Raw genomic sequence first — 18,973 nt, forward strand, 5'->3', positions numbered from 1 at the left:
TAAGGTGGTCACTGTCTTCAATATCAATCCTTGTCTTTGATCTGTTGGCAAGGCTGATTTTCTCACCTTCAGCTTATAAAATAGACTTGTGCCCAATCTTATCTCTCCCGATCTATCAAATAATGCCAGACAGGATTTTCAAGTACAGATCCATCAAGTTTTATGTCTGCAATCAAGGTATATCGTTATGATGATAATTAAAAAGTATACAATCGTCAAGCCCTGGCTATAAAGTATTAAAAAAATATTACGAGAAATTATCGATACATACCTTGCTGCTTTTGAGTATTATAAGTCATAATGAGAATTAATGAGGCGTCACGAAATACCATGGGTAACGTAAACAATCCGGCCGCATCACAAGCCGCACGCTGGCGGCTCATACTCGGCGATTTTGCCGAAGACGCCCTGCCCCTGGACGGCGAAAATCAGGAACTCAACGAGGCGCTGGAATTTCTCTACGGCAGGGAGTATGGTCCCGGTCAGGGTATACGGGATGATGACGGCGATAGTGAAAGCGACGGAGAAGGGGCGGGGGTGGACGCTGCCGGTCGCAGGGGAGGCAATGGTGGAAGCCGGCTGACAATACCGGGTTGGATCGCAAAGATACGCAAACTTTTCCCCCGGCGGACGGTGGAGCTCATGCAGAAGGAAGCCCTGGACCGGTACCACCTCACCGAAATTCTCACCGACCCCGAGGTTCTTAAAACCATGGAGCCGAACCTTGATCTCCTCAAAAACATACTCACCTTCAAACACATTATCCCCGAAAATGTTAAATCCCTGGCCTATCAGATAGTAGAAAAAGTGATACGGGATATTCAGAAAAAACTGGAAACCCAGGTAAGGAGGACATTTCTGGGGAAGAAGCTTCCCAACTCAAGTACGGGTTATAAAATTTTCCGCAACTTTGATTTCAAACGGACCATCGGAAAAAACTTAAAACATTACAACGCTGAATATAAAACTATCGTGGCGGAAAAACTCTACTTTACCCAAAATGTCCGGCGCTACAATCCCTGGAACATCATCATCCTGGTGGATGAAAGCGGCAGTATGCTGGATTCTGTGATCTATTCATCGGTGATGGCCAGCATCTTTGCAAAGCTCCCCTTCCTGGCGGTAAAGCTGGTGATCTTCGACACATCCCTCGTGGACCTAAGCGATCATATTGACGATCCTGTAGGAATACTGATGAAGGTCCAGCTTGGCGGCGGGACCGACATTAACGGCGCTTTGGAATACACCAAAAAACTTATCACTGCCCCGCAGAAAACCATCGTGGTCCTGGTGAGTGATCTTTACGACGGTAACGATTACCGGCTCATGTATAAAAGTTCCCGGGACATCATCGAATCGGGGGCAAAACTCTTTGTACTCCCTGCCTTGGATTATCAAGCCTCCAGTGTTTATGACAAGAATGCCGCCCTCCATTTTGCAAAGATGGGCGCCAATGTCGCCGCCATTACCCCGGAAGACCTCGCCGAATGGATAGGGAAGGTGATCTCGTGAATTTAAATGCCAGTCCGGAAGCCGCCGCCCTTGCCCCCGCTTTCAAGGTCTTTGCGGAAGAGGGCTTTCTCCTCACCCTAACCAACAGGGGCGTCTACAACCGTTCCCGCAGGGACTACGAAGCCCTGGCCGATCCGGTAACGCTTTTCGCAGCAGAAGGCCGGCTCGCAGTAAACTTTGGTGATGTCAAGGTTCTGCTCGACAGGAACATTGCACAAAGCCGTTGCAGCTGTCCCGCCGGGAACACCTGCCGACATATCGTTATGGCCCTCTTTGCTGCGGAAGAATTTGCGCGGCAGCAAGCCGCTGCCGATTCATCGGGCACGGATGCCGCAGGACAGGCAGCAGCAGGATCCACCAATGCAGACGCTGCAGAACGAACAGCAGGCTCCGCCGGCTTTGCCGAGTTGGAAGAGATTAGCCTTGAGACCCTCAAAAAAGAATGGGGAAAGAAAAACTACGAAGCGGCCCTCAACTTTCTGCGTGAAGACTTTGAAGTGGAATTCACTGGTGGGCAGGAAAGCGGTGAAATGCTGGCAGCCCACATCGAAGCCTTTGACATCACGGTCTACTTTCCCTGGGAGAACAGTATAAGTACATCGATCTGCAAGTGCGGGGAGAGGGAACTCTGCCTGCACCGCATCATAGCTATACTGGCCTTTCAAAGGGATAGAGAGCTTATCGGCCTTGATGCGGAGTTCGCCGCAGTAACAAATGATACTGATGGAACCGGAGTATCGGTCCTAAGCCTTCTCGAAAACGCTCGGGTCTATACAGCGTCCCTCATCGACAAGGGGCTTATGTCCGCAGATGACACGGACATTGAGGGGGCCCGGCAGCTTTCGCTCAAACTCGACGGCGCCGGTATTGGCAACCTCTCCCGGCTTTTCAGGAGCGCCGCCACGGATATGGAAAACATGGGGGCAAAAAACGCCGCCTTTGATCCTGTGCGGACCTTTTCCACCCTTTCCCGTATCTACACCACCATTTCCCTGATCCTCGCCCGCCCCGAGGATACCGAACGCCGAACAGCTCTTATCGAAAAGAGCCGCAGCGTGTACCGGACTCTGCCCCTGGGACATTTTACCGGCCTCGGCGCCCATCCCTGGCAGACCCGCTCCGGTTATGCAGGGGTTACGGTCCTCGTTTTTCATAATGAAAAAAATGTCTTTAGAACTTATACGGTGAGCATGGCGGATTTTTATGAGGGAACACAGGGCAAAACAAATTTTCACGGCCTTAAATCGATGATGACACGCGGCGATCATTGGGACGCAGGCTTTTCCCTTCAAACCATTTCCCGAAGCGCTTTTACCCTGCGGAACTTTAAGCTCAATGATGAAGGGAGACTTTCTTCTTCCAGGGGAACCCACTATTCTTCCCAGGGGAAGACCACCATGGAAAAAATTAACGAGATAAAAGACAGCGTTGCTGCGGATGTGGCAATCGAAGAAATACCCGCGTATGATTACTTTGAAAAGAGCTCAGGACGCAAATACCGTTTTGCAATCGCCGAGAGCATCAGTGACTGTGAATATGACAGGGTAAACCAAAAGCTGACCTTTACGATCAATTCTGATGGTGATGAACTTCCTTCCTTTATCAGCTATTCTGCCATCAACAAGGGCGCCATAAAATATATAGAGGTTTTGGCAAAAATAAATTTTACCCGCCGCTGCTTTATCGGCGAAACCAGCCCGCAGGGATTTATCCCCCTCAGCATGATCACCTGCGCGGGGGTAGAAAATTTCTACTTTTCCGACCCTCCCAAGACGGACCTTTCCGAAACTGGCGCTCCGGAGGCGCAGCCATGAACGCCCTGGGAAAGCTTTGCCGTGAACTTGAGACCCTGCTCGCAGATATTTGTTTTTCGGGACTGAAAAACGTTCACCCGGAAATTCTTGAAAAACTCACCCTCCTTGAAGGGACGGCAAAGGAACTGGGTATGGAAAGGGGTGCGGCGCTGATAAACCAATTCGCCGCTTCCCTCAGAGACTACCGCGCCGGTACTTCCAACGAAGTTTCCCGCAGTGAAAAAAACGAGCAAGCTTTGAATCTCCTCTGCGCCCTGGACTTTTACAACAAAAACATCTTGGGGAATATGCAGTAAAAAACGATACTTGTTTTTCAGAAATACTAAAATAGTAATTGGCAGAATACTGTGACTATGTTATAATGAATCCGGGCCCTTCCGATAAAGGCGATGAGCCCGGCGGAACGCCAAGAAAGCTAAATAAGCGATACGATTACGGGGCTGCCAGTAATACTATCGACTCCGGTTTATTACGTATGCCGAACAATAAATATCCCGGCTTGGGCGCGGTGATAAGCCCATAGGCAAGACTTACCAGCTGGTTCAGTTTTGCCGTAAAAAGGCCGCCGTACAAGTTCCCAAGAGCTCTATATTCGCCGCGCAAGTTCAAGGGGATTTTATGCTTGTTCTCCCTGTATAAATCACAAAGCCCTTCATTTTCATCGTCCTCATCATCATCGTCGTCTTCGTTTGTGCCGGGAACCCAGGAATCAAGGACATCGGCAACGGTACCAAAGCCGTTATTCTCTTCGTCAGGCGCATATTCGGGTTCCCCTAAAGCCTGAAACGGATTCTCCCTGTCTTCAAGGTGATATTTCTTTATTCCGGCGCCGGTGGTTTCCATGGCGTTGTAATCCCAGGTAAAATACAGGGCATCGTAGGCTTCGACCAGATCAAGAAATTCCAGACTGCTTTCAAGACCCTCTTTGAAATAGGCAGCTATCTCGTTTTCATCAAGTTTGGAAAGCCCCGAAAGTATCTCCTTTGGCTTAACGGTGATTATTTTAAGCAAATCGGGATTAATCTCCTTAAGGCCGGCCGCTTTCTTTTCAAAGTCAGCTTCCAGAGCCTCCTGTAGTTTGGTACGCTTGATATTTTTAATTTTTATTTTCGGAACCTTGGTTTTTTTCACTTTTCCCAGCTCTTGTTTTAAATAACTTTTCAAAGCGTAGTATTCATTCCTGCTCATCTGTCCATGATCCCTGTCATCCCCATACAGGTCCCGCCGTTTTTTCGGATCAATTTTATTTATGAGCTTCTCACATTCATCAAGACGATCGGTATCCAGATAAAGATCGCAGAGGTGAAAAAAGGCCTCGCCGGTTTCTTTAAGAGAAAGCGATTTTTTTATATACTTTTCGGAATTGACCGTGTCCTTTTCTTCATAATAATGGCGGGAAAGCAAAGTTAAAGGAAGGGGATTGAAAGTATCATGGATACACCAATCTTCAAGGATAGAGCGCTGCTCTTTGCTCCATTGGCCTTCCAGCGCCGCAAGATAATTTTCTTCACAGCGGTTCAGCTCCAGGGCCTTCATATAACATTCCTGCGCTTTTACTCCGTCAATCTTTTCGCTTGTAAATCCTTCTGTCTTTTCATCATAATTGGTAAGGATGTACTGATCATACATTCTGCCAAGATTGATCCAACTTTGTTCCCGGGCCGGCTCAAGGACCAGCGCCTTTTTAAAAGCCTCTATCGCCTTGTCAAAAATGGCGCGGGTTTCGGCCAACGCTTCCGGCCCTTTTTCAAAGGAGTTCTCTTCGGCGAGATTCTTGTAACAGAGCCCGAGGAGGTCCCAGCCGCCTGAAAATTCGGGGCTGTTTTTTACCAGCTCATCGGCGCAGGCTTGGGCCTCATCGTAACGGAAGTCTTCATAATCATCATAACCCGCCTTGAGCATTTCCTCGTCCCGCTTTCGGTCGCTGGAATTTTTCATAATCTTACCCCCGGTTAGAAAAATTATAGTAGAATATGCTATAAACGACAATACTTGCCTCAATGATACATATTCTTTATAATTAGGCAGCTTGCGGATAAGGAAACTTTATGACCGAACAAAACCTGCTCCACGACTTTCAGCAGCTTGCCGATGTTTATTTTAAACCCAAAAAAGAAAAAGAGTTCGAGGCCTATATCAACGGGAAAGGTCCCTGGCCCAAGGGTATTACATATAAGTATAGCCATTTCCCCGAAATATCGGAAGCTGGACTCGGCGGTCCGCACGATGCGCTGGCTCTGCGCATACTCCAGGCGGTGGCGCTATCAATGGAAGAAGAAAACATTCCCTACAACGATGCAGGTATCAGGGTGCAGCAATCATTGGGTGTTTCCTTCGAGAAAATTTTTAAAGGCGTCGGAAATCAGCATATCGGTTCCTGGAATATCGCCCGCCGTCTTTTCAAATATTATCCCGAGGAGTCCCGCGCCTTTTTGGAAGCCAACCTGTCGGCGAAGGGAAAGTCAAAGCTGTCCCAAAACCCCCTTTACGGTCTCATCATCGTCATGGCTGCGGAAGCCCTGGCCGCGGAAAGTGAGAAATATAAAAACTTTATCCCTTTTATCGAAGAGTTCGTCACCAAACAATTCGATGAAATAGAGGCCCTTCAATCTATTGAAGATGAAACTCCCTGGCAAAACGCCCGGCTTGCCTGTCTTATCACCGGCTCTTGCTCTCCGGGCCTGGAAAAACTACGCCGCCGTCTTTTCTACTACATGGGTTATAAGTGGGGGGTCTCAGGCTGGGTTGGTTCGTTAATGAACAATGAAGATACATTTTGTACAAAAGAAAAACTGTGGGAAACAGGAAAAAAGATCAGCCTTCCCGATGAATGGTTTGAGCTGCTCTATCTTTTTGGCTATGCGGGAAAAATAAAAGCCAAGGACATTCCCTACATTACTCCCCCTGACCGGCAGTTTCTTGCAAAACATTTCAAGGCCCTTTATGCAGAAAACCGGCCCCTCTTTGACACGGTACACCGCGCTTTTTATTCACAGTTTGACGGAAAGACATCGAAAGATGAAGTCCCGCTTATTCCCAAAAGATTGTTTGCATATTCATTTTATCTTCTTTCCATCAAACTTGATAACGGCGATGAAGATGCTATAGCTTTAGTTAAAGAGTTGATAGAAAATTGGGACACCCTTATCAAGGTTAATAAAGGTACCCTCGACCCCGAAGATATTGCCCCCTTCGCCGTCCTCTACGATCTGGGAATTCCGCAAATAGAGGCGTACTTTACGGAAAAATTTGCCCGGGAAGCATCACCCGATTATGACTATAAAAGTAACCTGATCCGTTTGATCATTGAACTCCGCAGAGACTGGGCGACTCCTTCCCAAACTGCCAGAGCCTTTATTGCCGGAAGACATTTTAACGCTGAAGATTTTCATAATTCCTTTAATACGAAAGGCCGCTTAAAGGATATGGAAGACTGGGAGGCATGGGAATTCCCCGCCGAGGTGGTCCGTGAATACACCGCAGCCCACCCTAACGAAACCCGCACATATATTGAAACCCACCTTGCTGACCTTGGATCAAAACCCGAAAGCCGCCTGCGGGCCGACGACTTTGGCAACTGGGCAAAGACTGTCTTTTCGCCCGGCAGCGGGCTTGGCGGCATGGACGCGCTCATCCTCTTTGGAGCAAAGTCAAAGCGGGTGTTCAAGGTACTCGAAGAGATACTCCTTGACCGGGAGGACGAGGTACGCGCGGAACTTGAGAAAAGGCTGCCCAAATTCAAGAAGGATGCTTCCGAGAGCGCGCAGAGGCTGTTTATTCTGTGGAATGCAAAGAAGCATTAACCCAGCGCATCTTTTTTGCAAGCAGGGCAATAAAAAAGCCTTCCGCATAGCGAACCGTAATACCATCCAGGATGTCTGCATTTTCTGTTTTGAATTTTGGTACGGAATATAAAAATCTTTTTATATTATCGAAGTTAATTTTTATGAGCCAATTCGTTGCGTACCCTATGGCGATTTCTATATACTGAATAAAAATATGAACGCCGTAAGTGATTGCAAGGGAATCCCGCTTGTCAAGTTCATCCAATGCCGCCTGAAGAATTTTTATTTTCCCGGGATCGCCTGATTGCGGTCCTTTGCAATCTTCGTCCAGCTTTTTATCTTGAAAAAGCTGCATTCCTTCATCAAGATCGATAAACAATTTTTCCTGTTCCGCATACCCTTCTTTAATTTTTTTGGCGATTTTGATAGCCGCGAAAGCTCGAGGACTTATCGCTTGAAAGAGCAGTTGAGCTTTCATTGTACACCATCAGAGCCTGATCCTGCGATTTTTCCGCGATGAACATACCTATACCGATAACATACTCCCGGAAATATCCGCCGATGCCGGTATCAAAAGCCAGCGTTTCCCGTATAGCGCTTTTGATTTGATCAGGCTCTCCCTGATGAAGGCCCGCCTCAATTTCAACTCTTAGGCGCCTTTCTTCTTCCGTAGGATCGTCCAGATCCAATACCAAACGCCAACCCGGCCAGGTTCTTTCTGCAATTAGCTTTTCAATACCTTCGCGGCATTCTTCCGCCGTTTCAAAATCGTAGTTTTTTTCTACCTGCAATTCGCCGCCCAGCTGCCCTGTACCGATGGCGGCCTCTGCTGCCCCGGTCTCTATGTACACGACAAGCCCCTTGGGAGATATAAAACGCTTCTTCATTATATTATCCTTTGGCGAGGGATGATGAATTTAACATCATTTTAGGATAGGTTTCAACTGTTTTTCAGGAATACTAAAAATATTAATTGGCAGAATACAGTGACTATGGTATACTGAACCTGGTTGGAGGCCCCCCATGACTGAAAAAGAACTGGTAAAAGAATTCTGGCACGTTTGCAGGAGTTGCGAACCCTGGAAGAAAGATGAATTTGAGGCTTATATCACCGGGAATGGCCCTTGGCCCAAGGGCATTAAATACGACTTCCTCTTTCCCGATGAAGTAGCGGCGGAACTTGACGGCAAGTACGGCGCCCTGGCCCTGCGCATAGTCCAGGCGGCAATCCTCTCGACCAAGGATGAAAAAATTGATCCCGCAGAAGATGCGGAAGTACGGGTCCTCAAGTCCCTGGGGAGGCCCTTCAAGGATGCGTATAAGTTGGTCAAAAAAAGCGAAGGCGGCGGGGACCGGCACGGAACCTGGAACGCAGCGCGTAATTTTTTAAAATACTACAGCGATGAAATTCCGGCCTTTCTGGATGAATTATTGACGGACTTGCAGTCCGACGACCCCAAAATGCTGGACCCGAAAGAGAAACTTTCCGGCATCAACATAGCCTTGGCCGCAGGAATCATCGGACAAGCGGACGCCGCTACCGCCGAAAAATACAAAAGCTTTATCCCCCTTATCGAAGCCTTTGTGGCCAAGCAGGTTCACGAAGACGAAAACGACATCGACCTCAAAGAATGGTTCATACAGCGGGAACACAATTACTGCGGGCACCTGGCCGCTTTTTTGGCCGGTGACTGTTCCCCGGTTTTGAAAAAATTGCGGCTCCGCATCCTTTTTAACACCTGGTTTCCTTACTGCCCCTATTCGGGGGAGGAGCTTTGGGAGCTGGGCAAAAAAATCGGCCTTCCCGATGAGTGGTTCGAACTGCTCCTCCTCCAGGGAGATATAGAAAAAACACCCGCTGAACTGGCGGCGCATTTCAATACGCTTTATAAAGAAAACCGCCCACTCTTTGAAAAAACCAACCGGGCTTTTTATTGGCCGCTTGACGGCAAAACCCTTGATGACGAAGTCCCCTGCCCCAGCAAAAAATCATTCCGTTTTTCCCTTTATTTGCTCGCCATCAAACTCGCCAACGGCGAGGGGCAAAAGGAGGTTAAGGAACTGTCGGAGCATTGGGACGATCTTATCGAGATTAAGAAGGATTCATATTTCTGCGACAACGCATCTTCCTCCCCCGATTTTACCCGTCCCTTTGCGGCGATCTACGAAAGCGGCATACCCGGCCTGGACAAGCTCTTTGAAGAAAAATTCGCCAAGCACCGCAAAAATGATGATGACCGGATCGACTATATGTCGTATATCATCCGCTTCATTATCGATCTGCGGAAGGAATGGTGTACCCCCGAATCTACCGTGTTGGCCCTTCATACGGCGAACCGTATTAGTGTGGAAGAATTTCACAACGCCTTTAACGCGATACGGTGGAATCTTGATACCCCTGACTTTACCTTCCCCTCCGAAATTATACGGGACTATACCCACCTTCACCCCGAGGAGACCAAAGCCTGGCTTGTGGGCCATCTGGCGACTGTCGGGACCAAGACCGTTCATAATGAACAATCCGAAGATTTTGCCAGATGGCTCAAGGCGGTATTTTCGCCCGGAGCCCAGGACCTAAAAGACGCAGTGATCCTCTTCGGCGCCAAATCAAAGCGTGCCATCAATGCGGTAGAAGAACTGCTCTTGAACCATGAGGATGAAGTCCGCACGGAGCTTGAAGCGGCGCTGCCCAAATTTAAGAAGGATGCCTCCGAAGCTGCACAGCGCCTTATCGCCCGGTGGAACGCTATGCCCGGCGCGGCGGAACGGGCCGCCAAACGGGCAGCCCAGCCGGCTGCGGCGCCTGCCCAAGCCGCGCCCACTCAGCCGGCAGCGAAAGCGCCTGCAAAACCGGCTCCCGCTGCGAAACCAGCGGCAATACCCGCGAAAGCGGCTTCCTCAGGGGTGCGCAGTTTTGTTTACACCGACGACAAGTCAAACAAGTTCTGGAATATCGAAGTAAGCGGCGTCAGCTTTACGGTAACTTTTGGCCGAGTGGGAAGTGCCGGGCAAGTATCGGAAAAAAGTTTTGATACCGAAGGCGCCTGTGCCATAGCGGCCAACAAGCTTATCGCGGAAAAAACTCGGAAGGGCTATGTTGAACAGGGCGCTCTTGCTGCATCCGCAGCCTCGACACCAAAGCCTGCTGCCGCGTCAAAGTCCGCCGCTTCTGCAGCTCCCGCTCCGGTGGTGCAGCCCGCTCCGGCGGCGAAAGCGCCCGCTACATCTGCTCCCGCAGCAGAGGCCGCACCCACCGGGCCGTCAGGCATACTGCACCGCAGCTTTATTTTCGATGACGGCAAATCCGGCAAATTCTGGACCATCAAAGTAAAGGGCGCCAATTTGATCACCATTTACGGCAGAGTAGGCAGTGACGGAGAAAAAACAGAAAAAGATTTTGATAGCAATGATGCTTGTACAAAAGAAGCGGAAAAATTAATTACGGAAAAAACCAAGAAGGGCTACGTAGAACAGGTTGTGTCGGAACCCACCATCGTTCCGGCAGCGGCAGGGGCCGATCCGGCTGCCGCCGCTCAGGACGCAACATGGGAAGCAAAGGTAAACCCCTCCCGGAAAAAGCTCATCGCCTGGGTTCCCGAAGAAATCTTTGCCGCCGTCCGTTTTACCGACGGGAAAATCCCCGCCCCCAACGCTTTGCGTTTTGTTTTTGCGGAACATTTCCTCCTGGCCTCTCCCATCCCCCTTCCCGAATGTGGAGAAATAATAGCGGCCCTGGACAAAAAATCGGTGCAGCAGGCGCTTAGGGCGCTTTACGAAAACTGGCTTTCCATCGGGGCGGACGCAAAGAAAAAGACCGTTCTTATTCCCTATTGTTTCTATACCCCTATAAACGAACTGCTGGCCCTCAAAAAACAGATCTACGACTGGGTTGATGCAAGCCGGGGAGCTCTGGCCGCCTTTGCCGCCGAATGTTTCGCCGCCAACGGGAACGACCTAGCCTTCCTCGCTGTGGACGAAATATCCCAAAAGGCGGGAAATAAGCAGGTCAAGAAAGCTGCCCGCGGCGCATTGCTCAAGGCTGCCGCCGATTTGGGTATCACCCTTGATGAACTTCTGGACAAGATCGTCCCCACTCTGGAATTTGACAGTAACGGTAAACGTATCTTCGATTTCGGGCCCCGGCAGTTTGAAGCTAGTTTGCAGAAAGATTTTTCCGTAGCCCTCACCGACCTTTCCGTGGGAAAGCCTATCAAGAGTCTCCCCGCGCCGAACGCTAAGGACGACAAGGAAAAGGCTGATCGTGCAAAGGCGGAACTTTCTGAACTCAAGAAGTTTATCAAGGCGGTGGTAAAGAGCCAGACCATGCGGCTTGAACGGGTGCTCATTGATGGCCGGCCTTGGAAAATTGAAGCCTGGAAAAAACTTTTTGTGGAAAATCCCATCATGCGCTGTTTCGCTTCCGGTCTTATCTGGGGCGCTTATACTGACGGCAAACTCCTTGAAACCTTCCGCTACATGGACGATGGTACCTTCAACACCGCCCGCGACGAGGAATACACCCTGCCGGAAACGGCGGCCATCTCCCTGGCCCACCCAATAGAGATGGGCGAAGAAACTACCGCCGCCTGGAAACAGCAGCTTGAGGACTACGAGATCATCCAGAGCATAAAACAGCTTGAAGTAAAAGTCATTCCCTTAAAGGATGATGACATCGAAACGGAAAAGAATTTCGGCGTCAAGCGTTACCTGGGGAACACGGTCCCCGAAAGCGCCCTTACCGGTTTGGCGAGGAAGTACGACATGGAACGGGGCCCCACCGGAGACAGCGGCTCCTACTATTCCTACGCATTCAACGATACCTGGCTGGGCCTTACCGCGGCCATCACCTTTGACGGCCCCTACATGGGCGGCGGCGAGCCCGGTGAACTGCAATATGCCTACTTCTACAAACTAAGCGGCCCTGATACCGAGGACCCCATGGGCTACGGCGATATCGCCAAGGGTGCGGGGCTCGATCCCCGGACGCTTCCCCAACGCTTTGTGAGTTCCATTCTGTCTATCTTCGATAATTTGCTCAAGGCGGCGGAGGGTGCGGAGGAAGATGAATGAAGGATCAGAAGCCCGAGTTGTCTGTTTTCGATTTTAAACCCGGCGTCCGTTATTGGGTAATCTACAACTTTGACGACACCGATGGCTTCTGTCATCCCGCAAAGGAAACCTGGATCCTCCGGGCTATTGAAGGGGACAAGGAACAGCCCGTGCTCGTGGTGGACATTGAGGGCAAGCTCCTCCGTTTCAGCCCCGAGGAACACATTGCCAGAAACGCTGCGGAGTATATTTCCGAGGCCAACTTCTCCGTTCAGTATTTTCGTGAAGCCTACCAAAATAAGCACTTCAATATGGAAGCGATGTACGAAAACCTCAATAAGAAAGATATAGAGGAATCCGACGGCAGTAACCTCTACCATTTAGCGGCGGTTTATTTCGACATCCGGGCGATTAAGTACCTCCATTCTCAGAGCGTTAAGCTCACGGCAAATGAGGACAGGAATACCCCCCTCCACAAGATATGCTTGAGCAGCCTCGGCGCGAGTGAGTACGCCAGGGATTACGACGCAATGTACCAAACCGTCTGCGCGCTTCTGGACGCCGGGGTAAATCCCCAAGCGCCGAACAAGCAGGGGAAGATAGCTTACCTTGAGGCAGCGCGGTATGGCGTCTTTCCCCTGATCCACGCCCTTGCCGACCGGGGGGTCAGAATGGACGCCGCCAATTCAGAAGGAAAAACCGTTTTGCATTTTATCTGCGATAAGCTTGATGTTCTTAAATATTTTGCCGGCCACATTGAGCAAGTGAAAAAGATGCTCGCCATCCTGGTACAATCCCCCGCGATAGGCCTTGATATTGATGCCAAGGACGGCTACGGCCTTAGCCCCCTTTATTACGTCCAGCGCGCGGGGCCGGAGGCAAAGGAAATCGCCGCCATCATCGTTGCTGCAAAGACGGCAAAGACGGGAGGAGATGACACAGCAGCCTCCATAGCCGCCCTCACCGGGGGTATGGATATCTGGCAGGCAGTTCTCCGCGAGGACCCTGAGGCAGTGGAAGCGCTGCTTAAAAACGGCGCCGACCCCAACATAGTCCATGACGAGGACGATCTTACCCCCCTGCAAATCCTATGCAAAAAAGAACCGCGCCTGCCCGTTCCGCCCCATGAGGAGAAAGACTTTTATGCGGTTATGGATCTGCTTTTTGAACACGGCGCCGATATTAACCGCATCAACGAAGTAAACGAAACTTCCGCCCTCTTCTGGCTTCTCAATTCCCCTTACCGGTGGACATTGGAGGTTTTGGAACACCTTATCGAAAAGGGTCTTGACCCCAAGGTACCGGTAGACCGCGAAGGCAACACCGGCCTCCATGCTATGTGCCATCGTTTGTATGACCAGCGGATGAATTTCCTGTTTATCGAAAAGCTGCTGGACGCCGGGGCCGACCCCAATCAGGCAAACCGTAACGGCTTTACCCCCCTGATGCTCACTGCCGAAAACGGCCTTGAGTTTGAACAGGAAATCGCCGAGCTCTTGTTATCCCATGGCGCCGATCCGGGCCATGCGGACAGTAATGGTAACACCGCCCTGATCTACGCCGCCGCCAATTACCACGAAGCCTCGGGCAAGCGTGTCATGGAACTGCTCTTTGACTCAGGCTATACCGATATTGCCCACGTTAATAACAGCGGGGAAAGCGCCCTGGATATTGCCCAGGGGAATAATCACGACCGTATAGTGAAGCTGCTGGTGGAGAGGGGATAGGGAAGCTTAGGCCCCCGCCTCAATGAGTTGCCCGGCAATTTCCGCAAAGTCCCCATCGGTGGCGTACCATAGAGCGTTGTGCTGCAGGTTATCCGCCGCCTTGATATCCACGCCCTTTTCGATGAGCAGAGCGGTAAAATCGTTGCGGCCCTTCATGGCGGCCACGATAAGGGGCGTTTCACCATCGGTGTTTTTCAGGTTTACATCGGCGCCTGCGTTTATCAGGGCTTCGCCGATAAACACATTGCCCTCCGCGGCGGCGTAGTGCAGGGGCGAACTGCCGTTTAAAAGTTTGAGGTTCACATCGGAGCCGGCTTTTACCAATATCTCTGTTATGGCCAGATTGGAATTCCGTACTGCCAGGATCAGCGCCGTCTCCCCTTGGTCGTTCAGGGCGTTTAGGTCAGTGCCGCCCTGTTTCAGCAAGGCCTGAACAAGCTCGCTATGACCGCTGTATGCGGCCTGGTGCAGGGGGGTGTTGCCATAGTTATCCTTGTGCTCCCCGACGCCCGAAAGCATGGGAAGCAAATCCCGGAGGCCCGCGGCAACCGCATGGTCCAGGGCGGTCTGTCCGTTTGAATCCTTCAGGGAACTATCCGCCCCCAGGCTCAGGAGAAATTTTGCCGCCTCTGTTTTCCGTTCTACGATGGTATAGATCAGCGCGGTCTTGCCCTGAGCGTCAGCAGCGTTAAGGTCCGCTCCGGCGTCGGCAAGCATCTTTACTATTTCCCGGTTGCCACTTGAGGAAACGCCGTGGAGGGGACTTATCCCATCATTATCGCTAATGTTCACGTCCGCCCCGTTGGCGATGAGGAGCTTAACCACATCCCGGGCGCCCTTTTTACAGGCGTAGAACAGGGGGGTATGTCCATGTTCATCCCGCTTGTTTACATTGAAGCCCCCCTTCCTGAAAAGGGTTTCTACAATTTCCTTTTGTCCGTTTTTGCAGGCGTTAAGAAAGGCGGCGTCCAGGGAATTAATCATGGCAGGCTCCTTGTATGTTCCGTTTTTGGCAATATCCTTAAGCGCCAGAAGCGCCGATGAGTGCAGATATGTATACGCATTAGCTCATCGGTTTCCAAAATAGTTGCTATAGGGTACAAAATTTTTCAGCGCCCTGTCCACCTGTTCCATCCGTTCCTCCAGGGAACCGCGCAACGGTATGTAGGGAATCTTCCGCGCTAGAAGATCCGCCACAGTCTGGCGGTGAAAAACTTCCCGCTTGCCGCTTCCGCTGCGATCCCAGGTATCGTCGTAGGGTATATCGTCCTCGCAGAGAAAAAAGAGATCGTAGCGGGAAGCGTTTTCCAGAGCAAGCCGGGTGAGGAGTTTCGGCGCCCTGCCGTGGTAGTCCAGGGCGTACATATAGGTGGTGATAGCGTTGGTGTCCACAAAGAGATAGCGGTTAGCTTTCTGAACCGCCTTTTCTTCCTGCTCAATGTGCCGCGTTGCGATAATGTCAAAATCCTTAAAACCTATGCGACGGTTCACCTGATGGTCTGTCCAGTAATCCCGGCCATACTCGGACGCAAAAACCGTGTGGTAACGCTTTGCCAGAGCCTCGGTAAGGGTGGACTTCCCGGTGGACATGGCCCCCACAAATACTACCTTAATGATAAGGTCCCGATACACAATGCCGTCAATAAATTCCCGGTACTTGAAAGGGTCCTCCCGTATCACTGTCCCCGATACGGGCACAATTTTACGGGCCTCATCAATACGGCGATCCTCGCAATGCAAAGCCCGGCTCATGTGTTCCCCGTAAAATTCGCCGGAATAAAAAGCGCTGATTCTGGTTTTCCCCAAAAGTTTTTTGATATACTCCTCTTCCTTAATTTCATGGGAACGTTCATTGGAGTATCCCTCGGGGCCATCCCAGGCTTCGATGACCGTGAGCTTTGGATAGAGTTTTCGTATCCAGGCGGAACGGACGCAGAGAGGAATGGGAGTAACACCGGTATGGTAGATCACCAGTATTCCTGCGTCCATTTCCTTGAGCATGGTGTCTACTACCAGGGCGTGCCCCTTGTGAAAGGGCGCGTACTTTCCCAGGGTAAGGCCAATTTTTTTCACCGGCCTTCTCCGGCAGGCGCGGCATTTACGGCATCAGCCTGATTTTGCGAAGCCCCCTTTGTCCATGTGTACATGCCGTAGAAGGCATTGATAAGGTAGGCCGACCACATAAGCACCATAAGGGGTCCTTCGGGGCTGTTGTTTGCCCAGCGTATACTCCACATGATCACCGAGAGGATGTTGAGACTGATATAACAGAGCCACTGTTCCCGGTAACGCCTGACCATGAGAATAGTGGCGATGATCGAAAGAACGTTGGTAGCGGCGTCGATGAAGGGCGTGTTTTGTCCCGGTATAAAAGAAAGGCCGAAGCCTCCGGCGGTGACGGAAACAGCGCAGATCAGTACCAGGAGCAGTATACCCCGCCAGCCCATCTTCCGCATACGGACGATGTCCTGATCCACATGGCCCCGCCACATCAGGAAACCTATTATATTCATGGGGAGGTAAAAAAGCATATTGAGGCCCACTTCGCCCCAAAGCCCGTTGTGCCAGGCTATCCAGGAATAACCAACACAGTTGAAGGTCCCCGCAGGATAGTTGAGTATGCTGCCCTTGGCGGCCATGAGTACGCAGAGTACCCCGGATAAAAAAACGAGAAAACCAAAAAAGTTGTCCTTCGTTGCTATGGTGATAAAGACCGCCATGCCGAAAAAAAGCAACAGCCAGATAATTTCGTAGGGGGTCCAGCGTAAGATACCGCTTAAAATGCCTTTATCATTTTGCATGATACTTCCTTATCTCCGCATAACCCCAGACCACTAGTATATCGTTTTTATTCTATCTTGTTTTGTAGATTTGTCAAGACCATCAGTATTATTGATAAAGGGACTAATAAAATTGACGATGAGAAACGGTGAGTACGACCATTGAACATTGAGATATTCCTCTGATACGGTTCCGATACTTTTTTCTTTTTCGAATCGGCTGCTATCCCGGATAGTGTTGTTATAATTGCGGGGTAATGGAAAAACCGCAAAGGCGCAGGAGGCGAAAAGGGAAAGGGAAAGGGAAAGGGAAAGATACATAGGGATCTTTTTTTCTTCTGCGCCTTTGTGTGCCTTCGCGGTGAAATTCATCTTACTCCTTGATGTGGGTCAAGTTTAGCCCATAACGAACCGGGAAAATTGAAAAACGGGGAAATACGACAAAAATAGTATAAAATATCGTGATACGGAAAGAATTGTGCTATATTATACTTATATTCTATTATAAAGGGTGATAATTTTGTCCGGTGGCCTGTTTATCGACTGTCTTGACCAGTTAAAATGTCATAAAAAAATACTTACTACTCCCCAATTCCGATAGATTTATTAGGTTACATTCTACCCCTTTTTGGACAAGGGGCTGTTGTATGAAAGCAGCGTGCTTTTTTGTCCTGGCTCGCGGTATTGCCCTCTTATTTGCAGGATGCGACCTTTTTCTCAACACCCCGGAAAAAGACGCCCGTTCCGGGGCGGAATACGAGGTATGGCTGGCCAAGGCGCCCCATCTTAGGGCAGCGCAGAGGTGCCAGGCATCGGATTTGGCTTGCGAACCTGACTGCAATCACTTTCAACCCATACTTCCCGTCAATTCTTCCCCTAGTTTCCGGGCTCCTGGTTGTCATGACCGCAGCTTCGCTTGCCCCGGCATGAGACTTGTAGTATTCTGTATGCAGGAGGCCGATATGAACGATGCGGCAGTTTTATTAGATGAAATCCAGTCCCTTCCGCCCAATCTTGTGGCGGAGGTTCTGGATTTTGTAGGGTATTTGAAGCAAAAAAGCCGGAAAGCGGAAAAGTCCATCCTTCCGCATTTTACGAATGCGCAGATTGAAGAATGGGCACAAGCGCCGGAGATACAGGCGATTGTGGGCGCGCTTAAAGGCGCCGACCTTCCCCCTGATGTTACCATGAAGGATATTCGGGAAATGCGGCTTGCGGAAAAGTATGGTATATGAACATCCTGATAGATACCAATGTCGCCCTTGACGCGCTGCTGGAGCGGCAGCCCTTTACCGCCGCCGCCACCAAGATTCTGGGCTTATGGCGAGGGGGCGTTGGAATTTTTGTCTCGGCATCCGCGATTACCGATATTTACTACATTTCCCGCAAACACATAGGCAGCAAAAAGGCCGCAATGGAACTCTTGAAACGGTTGCTGCTCAACGCCGATGTCGCAACGGTCAGCAGCGCTGAAATCCGCCGGGCCATTGCCCTTGAATGGGGCGACTTTGAGGACGCGGTTCAATATGCCGCCGGTGAATGCCTCACGGTGGATTATATTGTTACCCGCAACCCCGCCGACTTTACCACCGCCGCCCTTCCGGTTGTTACGCCGGAAGATTTTCTGAGTCTGGTGGTCTCCGGTTAGAGCGTTATCCCGTGAGGCGCCAGGCGCCAAAAATGCCTTCCCTTTGGCGCCTATAACGACAAAACCCATCCTTACGGATGGGCCTCTAGCTGTTGCCGCCAAAGGGAATTGCCTTCCGGTCGCAAACTTCCTGTTTGCTCCCTACAGGCCGCCTACGCCCGCTGTCGGCGCCATCCATGGCGCCTTTTCCTCACATTCGTTCGGCGCGGGCTCCGGTTCAATTCCCTTTGGCGCCTATGCGACAAACCCCATCCTTACGGATGGGCCTTTAACTGTTGCCGCCAAAGGGAATTGAACCCTTGACACAAGGATTTTCAGAACGACCAAGGCGCTTGTCAACCTGATATTATTATAGTATATAATGTACAAAATTGTCAATATTTTATCATCATTTATCAATAGTTTTGTGAGTTATGTAGTGAGTTAGCATTGCTAACCTTACTCTGAGTAAGGTTAGGATCTAACATCATCATTCCTGATCTTAGGGGTATACACCGGACGTATCCCACCCTCAAACCACTATAACCATTGGCGATAGTAGTTCCATTACGTTATGGAAGCTTGAACCTACTGATTAAAGAGCGCCCCCGGCGGCTATTCCAGGGGCGCGGTGCAAAATATAGAAAAACGACTAAATGATATCGCTCCTTTTCTTTTT

General features: G+C 50.3%; 15 protein-coding genes. 8 read left to right on the top strand and 7 right to left on the bottom strand.

Translation table 11 applies throughout. The features are described 5' to 3' along the window. Nucleotides 1-300: 300 nt before the first annotated feature. The 3 genes from LQZ19_RS05090 to LQZ19_RS05100 are packed head-to-tail and all read left to right on the top strand — an operon-like array spanning nucleotide 301 to nucleotide 3,622. Nucleotides 301-1,512 carry a VWA domain-containing protein gene (locus LQZ19_RS05090; protein WP_411046577.1) on the top strand — a complete coding sequence of 404 codons (1,212 nt, stop codon included), beginning with the start codon at nucleotides 301-303 and terminating at the stop codon, nucleotides 1,510-1,512. Then, nucleotides 1,488-3,326 (top strand): SWIM zinc finger family protein, encoded by a 1,839-nt coding sequence (locus LQZ19_RS05095; protein ID WP_411046578.1) that lies wholly within the window; start codon nucleotides 1,488-1,490, stop codon nucleotides 3,324-3,326. The genes LQZ19_RS05090 and LQZ19_RS05095 overlap by 25 nt, the downstream gene beginning before the upstream one ends. Further along, the gene (locus tag LQZ19_RS05100; protein WP_411046579.1) at nucleotides 3,323-3,622 is read left to right on the top strand and encodes a hypothetical protein; all 300 of its coding nucleotides are present in this window, start codon (nucleotides 3,323-3,325) and stop codon (nucleotides 3,620-3,622) included. Before LQZ19_RS05095 ends, LQZ19_RS05100 begins: the two co-directional genes overlap by 4 nt. 136 nt (nucleotides 3,623-3,758) lie before the next feature. On the opposite strand, the gene LQZ19_RS05105 is transcribed toward LQZ19_RS05100, so the two are convergent. Then, nucleotides 3,759-5,264, bottom strand: a complete 1,506-nt coding sequence (locus tag LQZ19_RS05105) for a hypothetical protein (protein WP_411046580.1) — start codon at nucleotides 5,262-5,264, stop codon at nucleotides 3,759-3,761. A 110-nt stretch (nucleotides 5,265-5,374) separates the two neighbouring features. Between LQZ19_RS05105 and LQZ19_RS05110 the strand changes: the two genes are divergently transcribed. Beyond that, the gene (locus LQZ19_RS05110; protein WP_411046581.1) at nucleotides 5,375-7,129 is read left to right on the top strand and encodes a hypothetical protein; all 1,755 of its coding nucleotides are present in this window, start codon (nucleotides 5,375-5,377) and stop codon (nucleotides 7,127-7,129) included. Here LQZ19_RS05110 and LQZ19_RS05115 read toward each other — a convergent pair. Together LQZ19_RS05115 and LQZ19_RS05120 are read right to left on the bottom strand one after the other, a co-directional pair. Beyond that, nucleotides 7,101-7,490: a hypothetical protein gene (locus LQZ19_RS05115; RefSeq protein ID WP_411046582.1), complete on the bottom strand. Its 390-nt coding sequence runs from the start codon at nucleotides 7,488-7,490 to the stop codon at nucleotides 7,101-7,103. The two genes, LQZ19_RS05110 and LQZ19_RS05115, sit on opposite strands and share 29 nt — an antisense overlap. 25 nt (nucleotides 7,491-7,515) lie before the next feature. Continuing rightward, nucleotides 7,516-7,998, bottom strand: coding sequence for a hypothetical protein (locus LQZ19_RS05120; protein ID WP_411046583.1), 483 nt, complete (start codon nucleotides 7,996-7,998; stop codon nucleotides 7,516-7,518). 136 nt (nucleotides 7,999-8,134) lie between these two features. Between LQZ19_RS05120 and LQZ19_RS05125 the strand changes: the two genes are divergently transcribed. Both LQZ19_RS05125 and LQZ19_RS05130 read left to right on the top strand, forming a co-directional pair. Continuing rightward, nucleotides 8,135-12,181 (top strand): WGR and DUF4132 domain-containing protein, encoded by a 4,047-nt coding sequence (locus LQZ19_RS05125; protein WP_411046584.1) that lies wholly within the window; start codon nucleotides 8,135-8,137, stop codon nucleotides 12,179-12,181. After that, nucleotides 12,178-13,887 (top strand): ankyrin repeat domain-containing protein, encoded by a 1,710-nt coding sequence (locus tag LQZ19_RS05130; protein WP_411046585.1) that lies wholly within the window; start codon nucleotides 12,178-12,180, stop codon nucleotides 13,885-13,887. Before LQZ19_RS05125 ends, LQZ19_RS05130 begins: the two co-directional genes overlap by 4 nt. A 6-nt stretch (nucleotides 13,888-13,893) precedes the next feature. Here the strand turns inward: LQZ19_RS05130 and LQZ19_RS05135 are convergent, their stop codons facing one another. The 4 genes from LQZ19_RS05135 to LQZ19_RS05150 form a co-directional block, all read right to left on the bottom strand. After that, the gene (locus LQZ19_RS05135; RefSeq protein WP_411046586.1) at nucleotides 13,894-14,871 is read right to left on the bottom strand and encodes an ankyrin repeat domain-containing protein; all 978 of its coding nucleotides are present in this window, start codon (nucleotides 14,869-14,871) and stop codon (nucleotides 13,894-13,896) included. 84 nt (nucleotides 14,872-14,955) lie between these two features. Continuing rightward, nucleotides 14,956-15,960 (bottom strand): AAA family ATPase, encoded by a 1,005-nt coding sequence (locus tag LQZ19_RS05140; protein ID WP_411046587.1) that lies wholly within the window; start codon nucleotides 15,958-15,960, stop codon nucleotides 14,956-14,958. Beyond that, entirely contained in the window at nucleotides 15,957-16,688 is a 732-nt protein-coding gene (pnuC, locus tag LQZ19_RS05145) for a nicotinamide riboside transporter PnuC (RefSeq protein WP_411046588.1), read from the bottom strand. The genes LQZ19_RS05140 and pnuC overlap by 4 nt, the downstream gene beginning before the upstream one ends. A 33-nt stretch (nucleotides 16,689-16,721) precedes the next feature. Further along, nucleotides 16,722-17,039, bottom strand: a complete 318-nt coding sequence (locus LQZ19_RS05150) for a hypothetical protein (RefSeq protein WP_411046589.1) — start codon at nucleotides 17,037-17,039, stop codon at nucleotides 16,722-16,724. Nucleotides 17,040-17,314: 275 nt separating this feature from the next. Here LQZ19_RS05150 and LQZ19_RS05155 point away from each other — a divergent pair, with 275 nt between their 5' ends. Together LQZ19_RS05155 and LQZ19_RS05160 are read left to right on the top strand one after the other, a co-directional pair. Further along, nucleotides 17,315-17,902 (top strand): DUF2281 domain-containing protein, encoded by a 588-nt coding sequence (locus LQZ19_RS05155; protein ID WP_411046590.1) that lies wholly within the window; start codon nucleotides 17,315-17,317, stop codon nucleotides 17,900-17,902. Continuing rightward, nucleotides 17,899-18,315 carry a PIN domain-containing protein gene (locus LQZ19_RS05160; protein ID WP_411046591.1) on the top strand — a complete coding sequence of 139 codons (417 nt, stop codon included), beginning with the start codon at nucleotides 17,899-17,901 and terminating at the stop codon, nucleotides 18,313-18,315. Before LQZ19_RS05155 ends, LQZ19_RS05160 begins: the two co-directional genes overlap by 4 nt. The last annotated feature ends 658 nt before the right edge of the window (nucleotides 18,316-18,973 follow it).

The organism is Treponema primitia, from assembly GCF_046533075.1.
Taxonomy (GTDB): Bacteria; Spirochaetota; Spirochaetia; order Treponematales; family Breznakiellaceae; genus Termitinema; species Termitinema primitia_B.

Excerpts from the sequence above, each read along its gene's own strand:
- LQZ19_RS05090 (WP_411046577.1), top strand. The coding sequence starts at position 301 with ATGAGAATTAATGAGGCGTCACGAAATACCATGGGTAACGTAAACAAT.
- LQZ19_RS05095 (WP_411046578.1), top strand. The coding sequence starts at position 1,488 with ATGGATAGGGAAGGTGATCTCGTGAATTTAAATGCCAGTCCGGAAGCC.
- LQZ19_RS05100 (WP_411046579.1), top strand. The coding sequence starts at position 3,323 with ATGAACGCCCTGGGAAAGCTTTGCCGTGAACTTGAGACCCTGCTCGCA.
- LQZ19_RS05105 (WP_411046580.1), bottom strand. The coding sequence starts at position 5,264 with ATGAAAAATTCCAGCGACCGAAAGCGGGACGAGGAAATGCTCAAGGCG.
- LQZ19_RS05110 (WP_411046581.1), top strand. The coding sequence starts at position 5,375 with ATGACCGAACAAAACCTGCTCCACGACTTTCAGCAGCTTGCCGATGTT.
- LQZ19_RS05120 (WP_411046583.1), bottom strand. The coding sequence starts at position 7,998 with ATGAAGAAGCGTTTTATATCTCCCAAGGGGCTTGTCGTGTACATAGAG.
- LQZ19_RS05125 (WP_411046584.1), top strand. The coding sequence starts at position 8,135 with ATGACTGAAAAAGAACTGGTAAAAGAATTCTGGCACGTTTGCAGGAGT.
- LQZ19_RS05130 (WP_411046585.1), top strand. The coding sequence starts at position 12,178 with ATGAAGGATCAGAAGCCCGAGTTGTCTGTTTTCGATTTTAAACCCGGC.
- LQZ19_RS05135 (WP_411046586.1), bottom strand. The coding sequence starts at position 14,871 with ATGATTAATTCCCTGGACGCCGCCTTTCTTAACGCCTGCAAAAACGGA.
- pnuC (WP_411046588.1), bottom strand. The coding sequence starts at position 16,688 with ATGCAAAATGATAAAGGCATTTTAAGCGGTATCTTACGCTGGACCCCC.
- LQZ19_RS05150 (WP_411046589.1), bottom strand. The coding sequence starts at position 17,039 with ATGAATTTCACCGCGAAGGCACACAAAGGCGCAGAAGAAAAAAAGATC.
- LQZ19_RS05155 (WP_411046590.1), top strand. The coding sequence starts at position 17,315 with ATGAAAGCAGCGTGCTTTTTTGTCCTGGCTCGCGGTATTGCCCTCTTA.
- LQZ19_RS05160 (WP_411046591.1), top strand. The coding sequence starts at position 17,899 with ATGAACATCCTGATAGATACCAATGTCGCCCTTGACGCGCTGCTGGAG.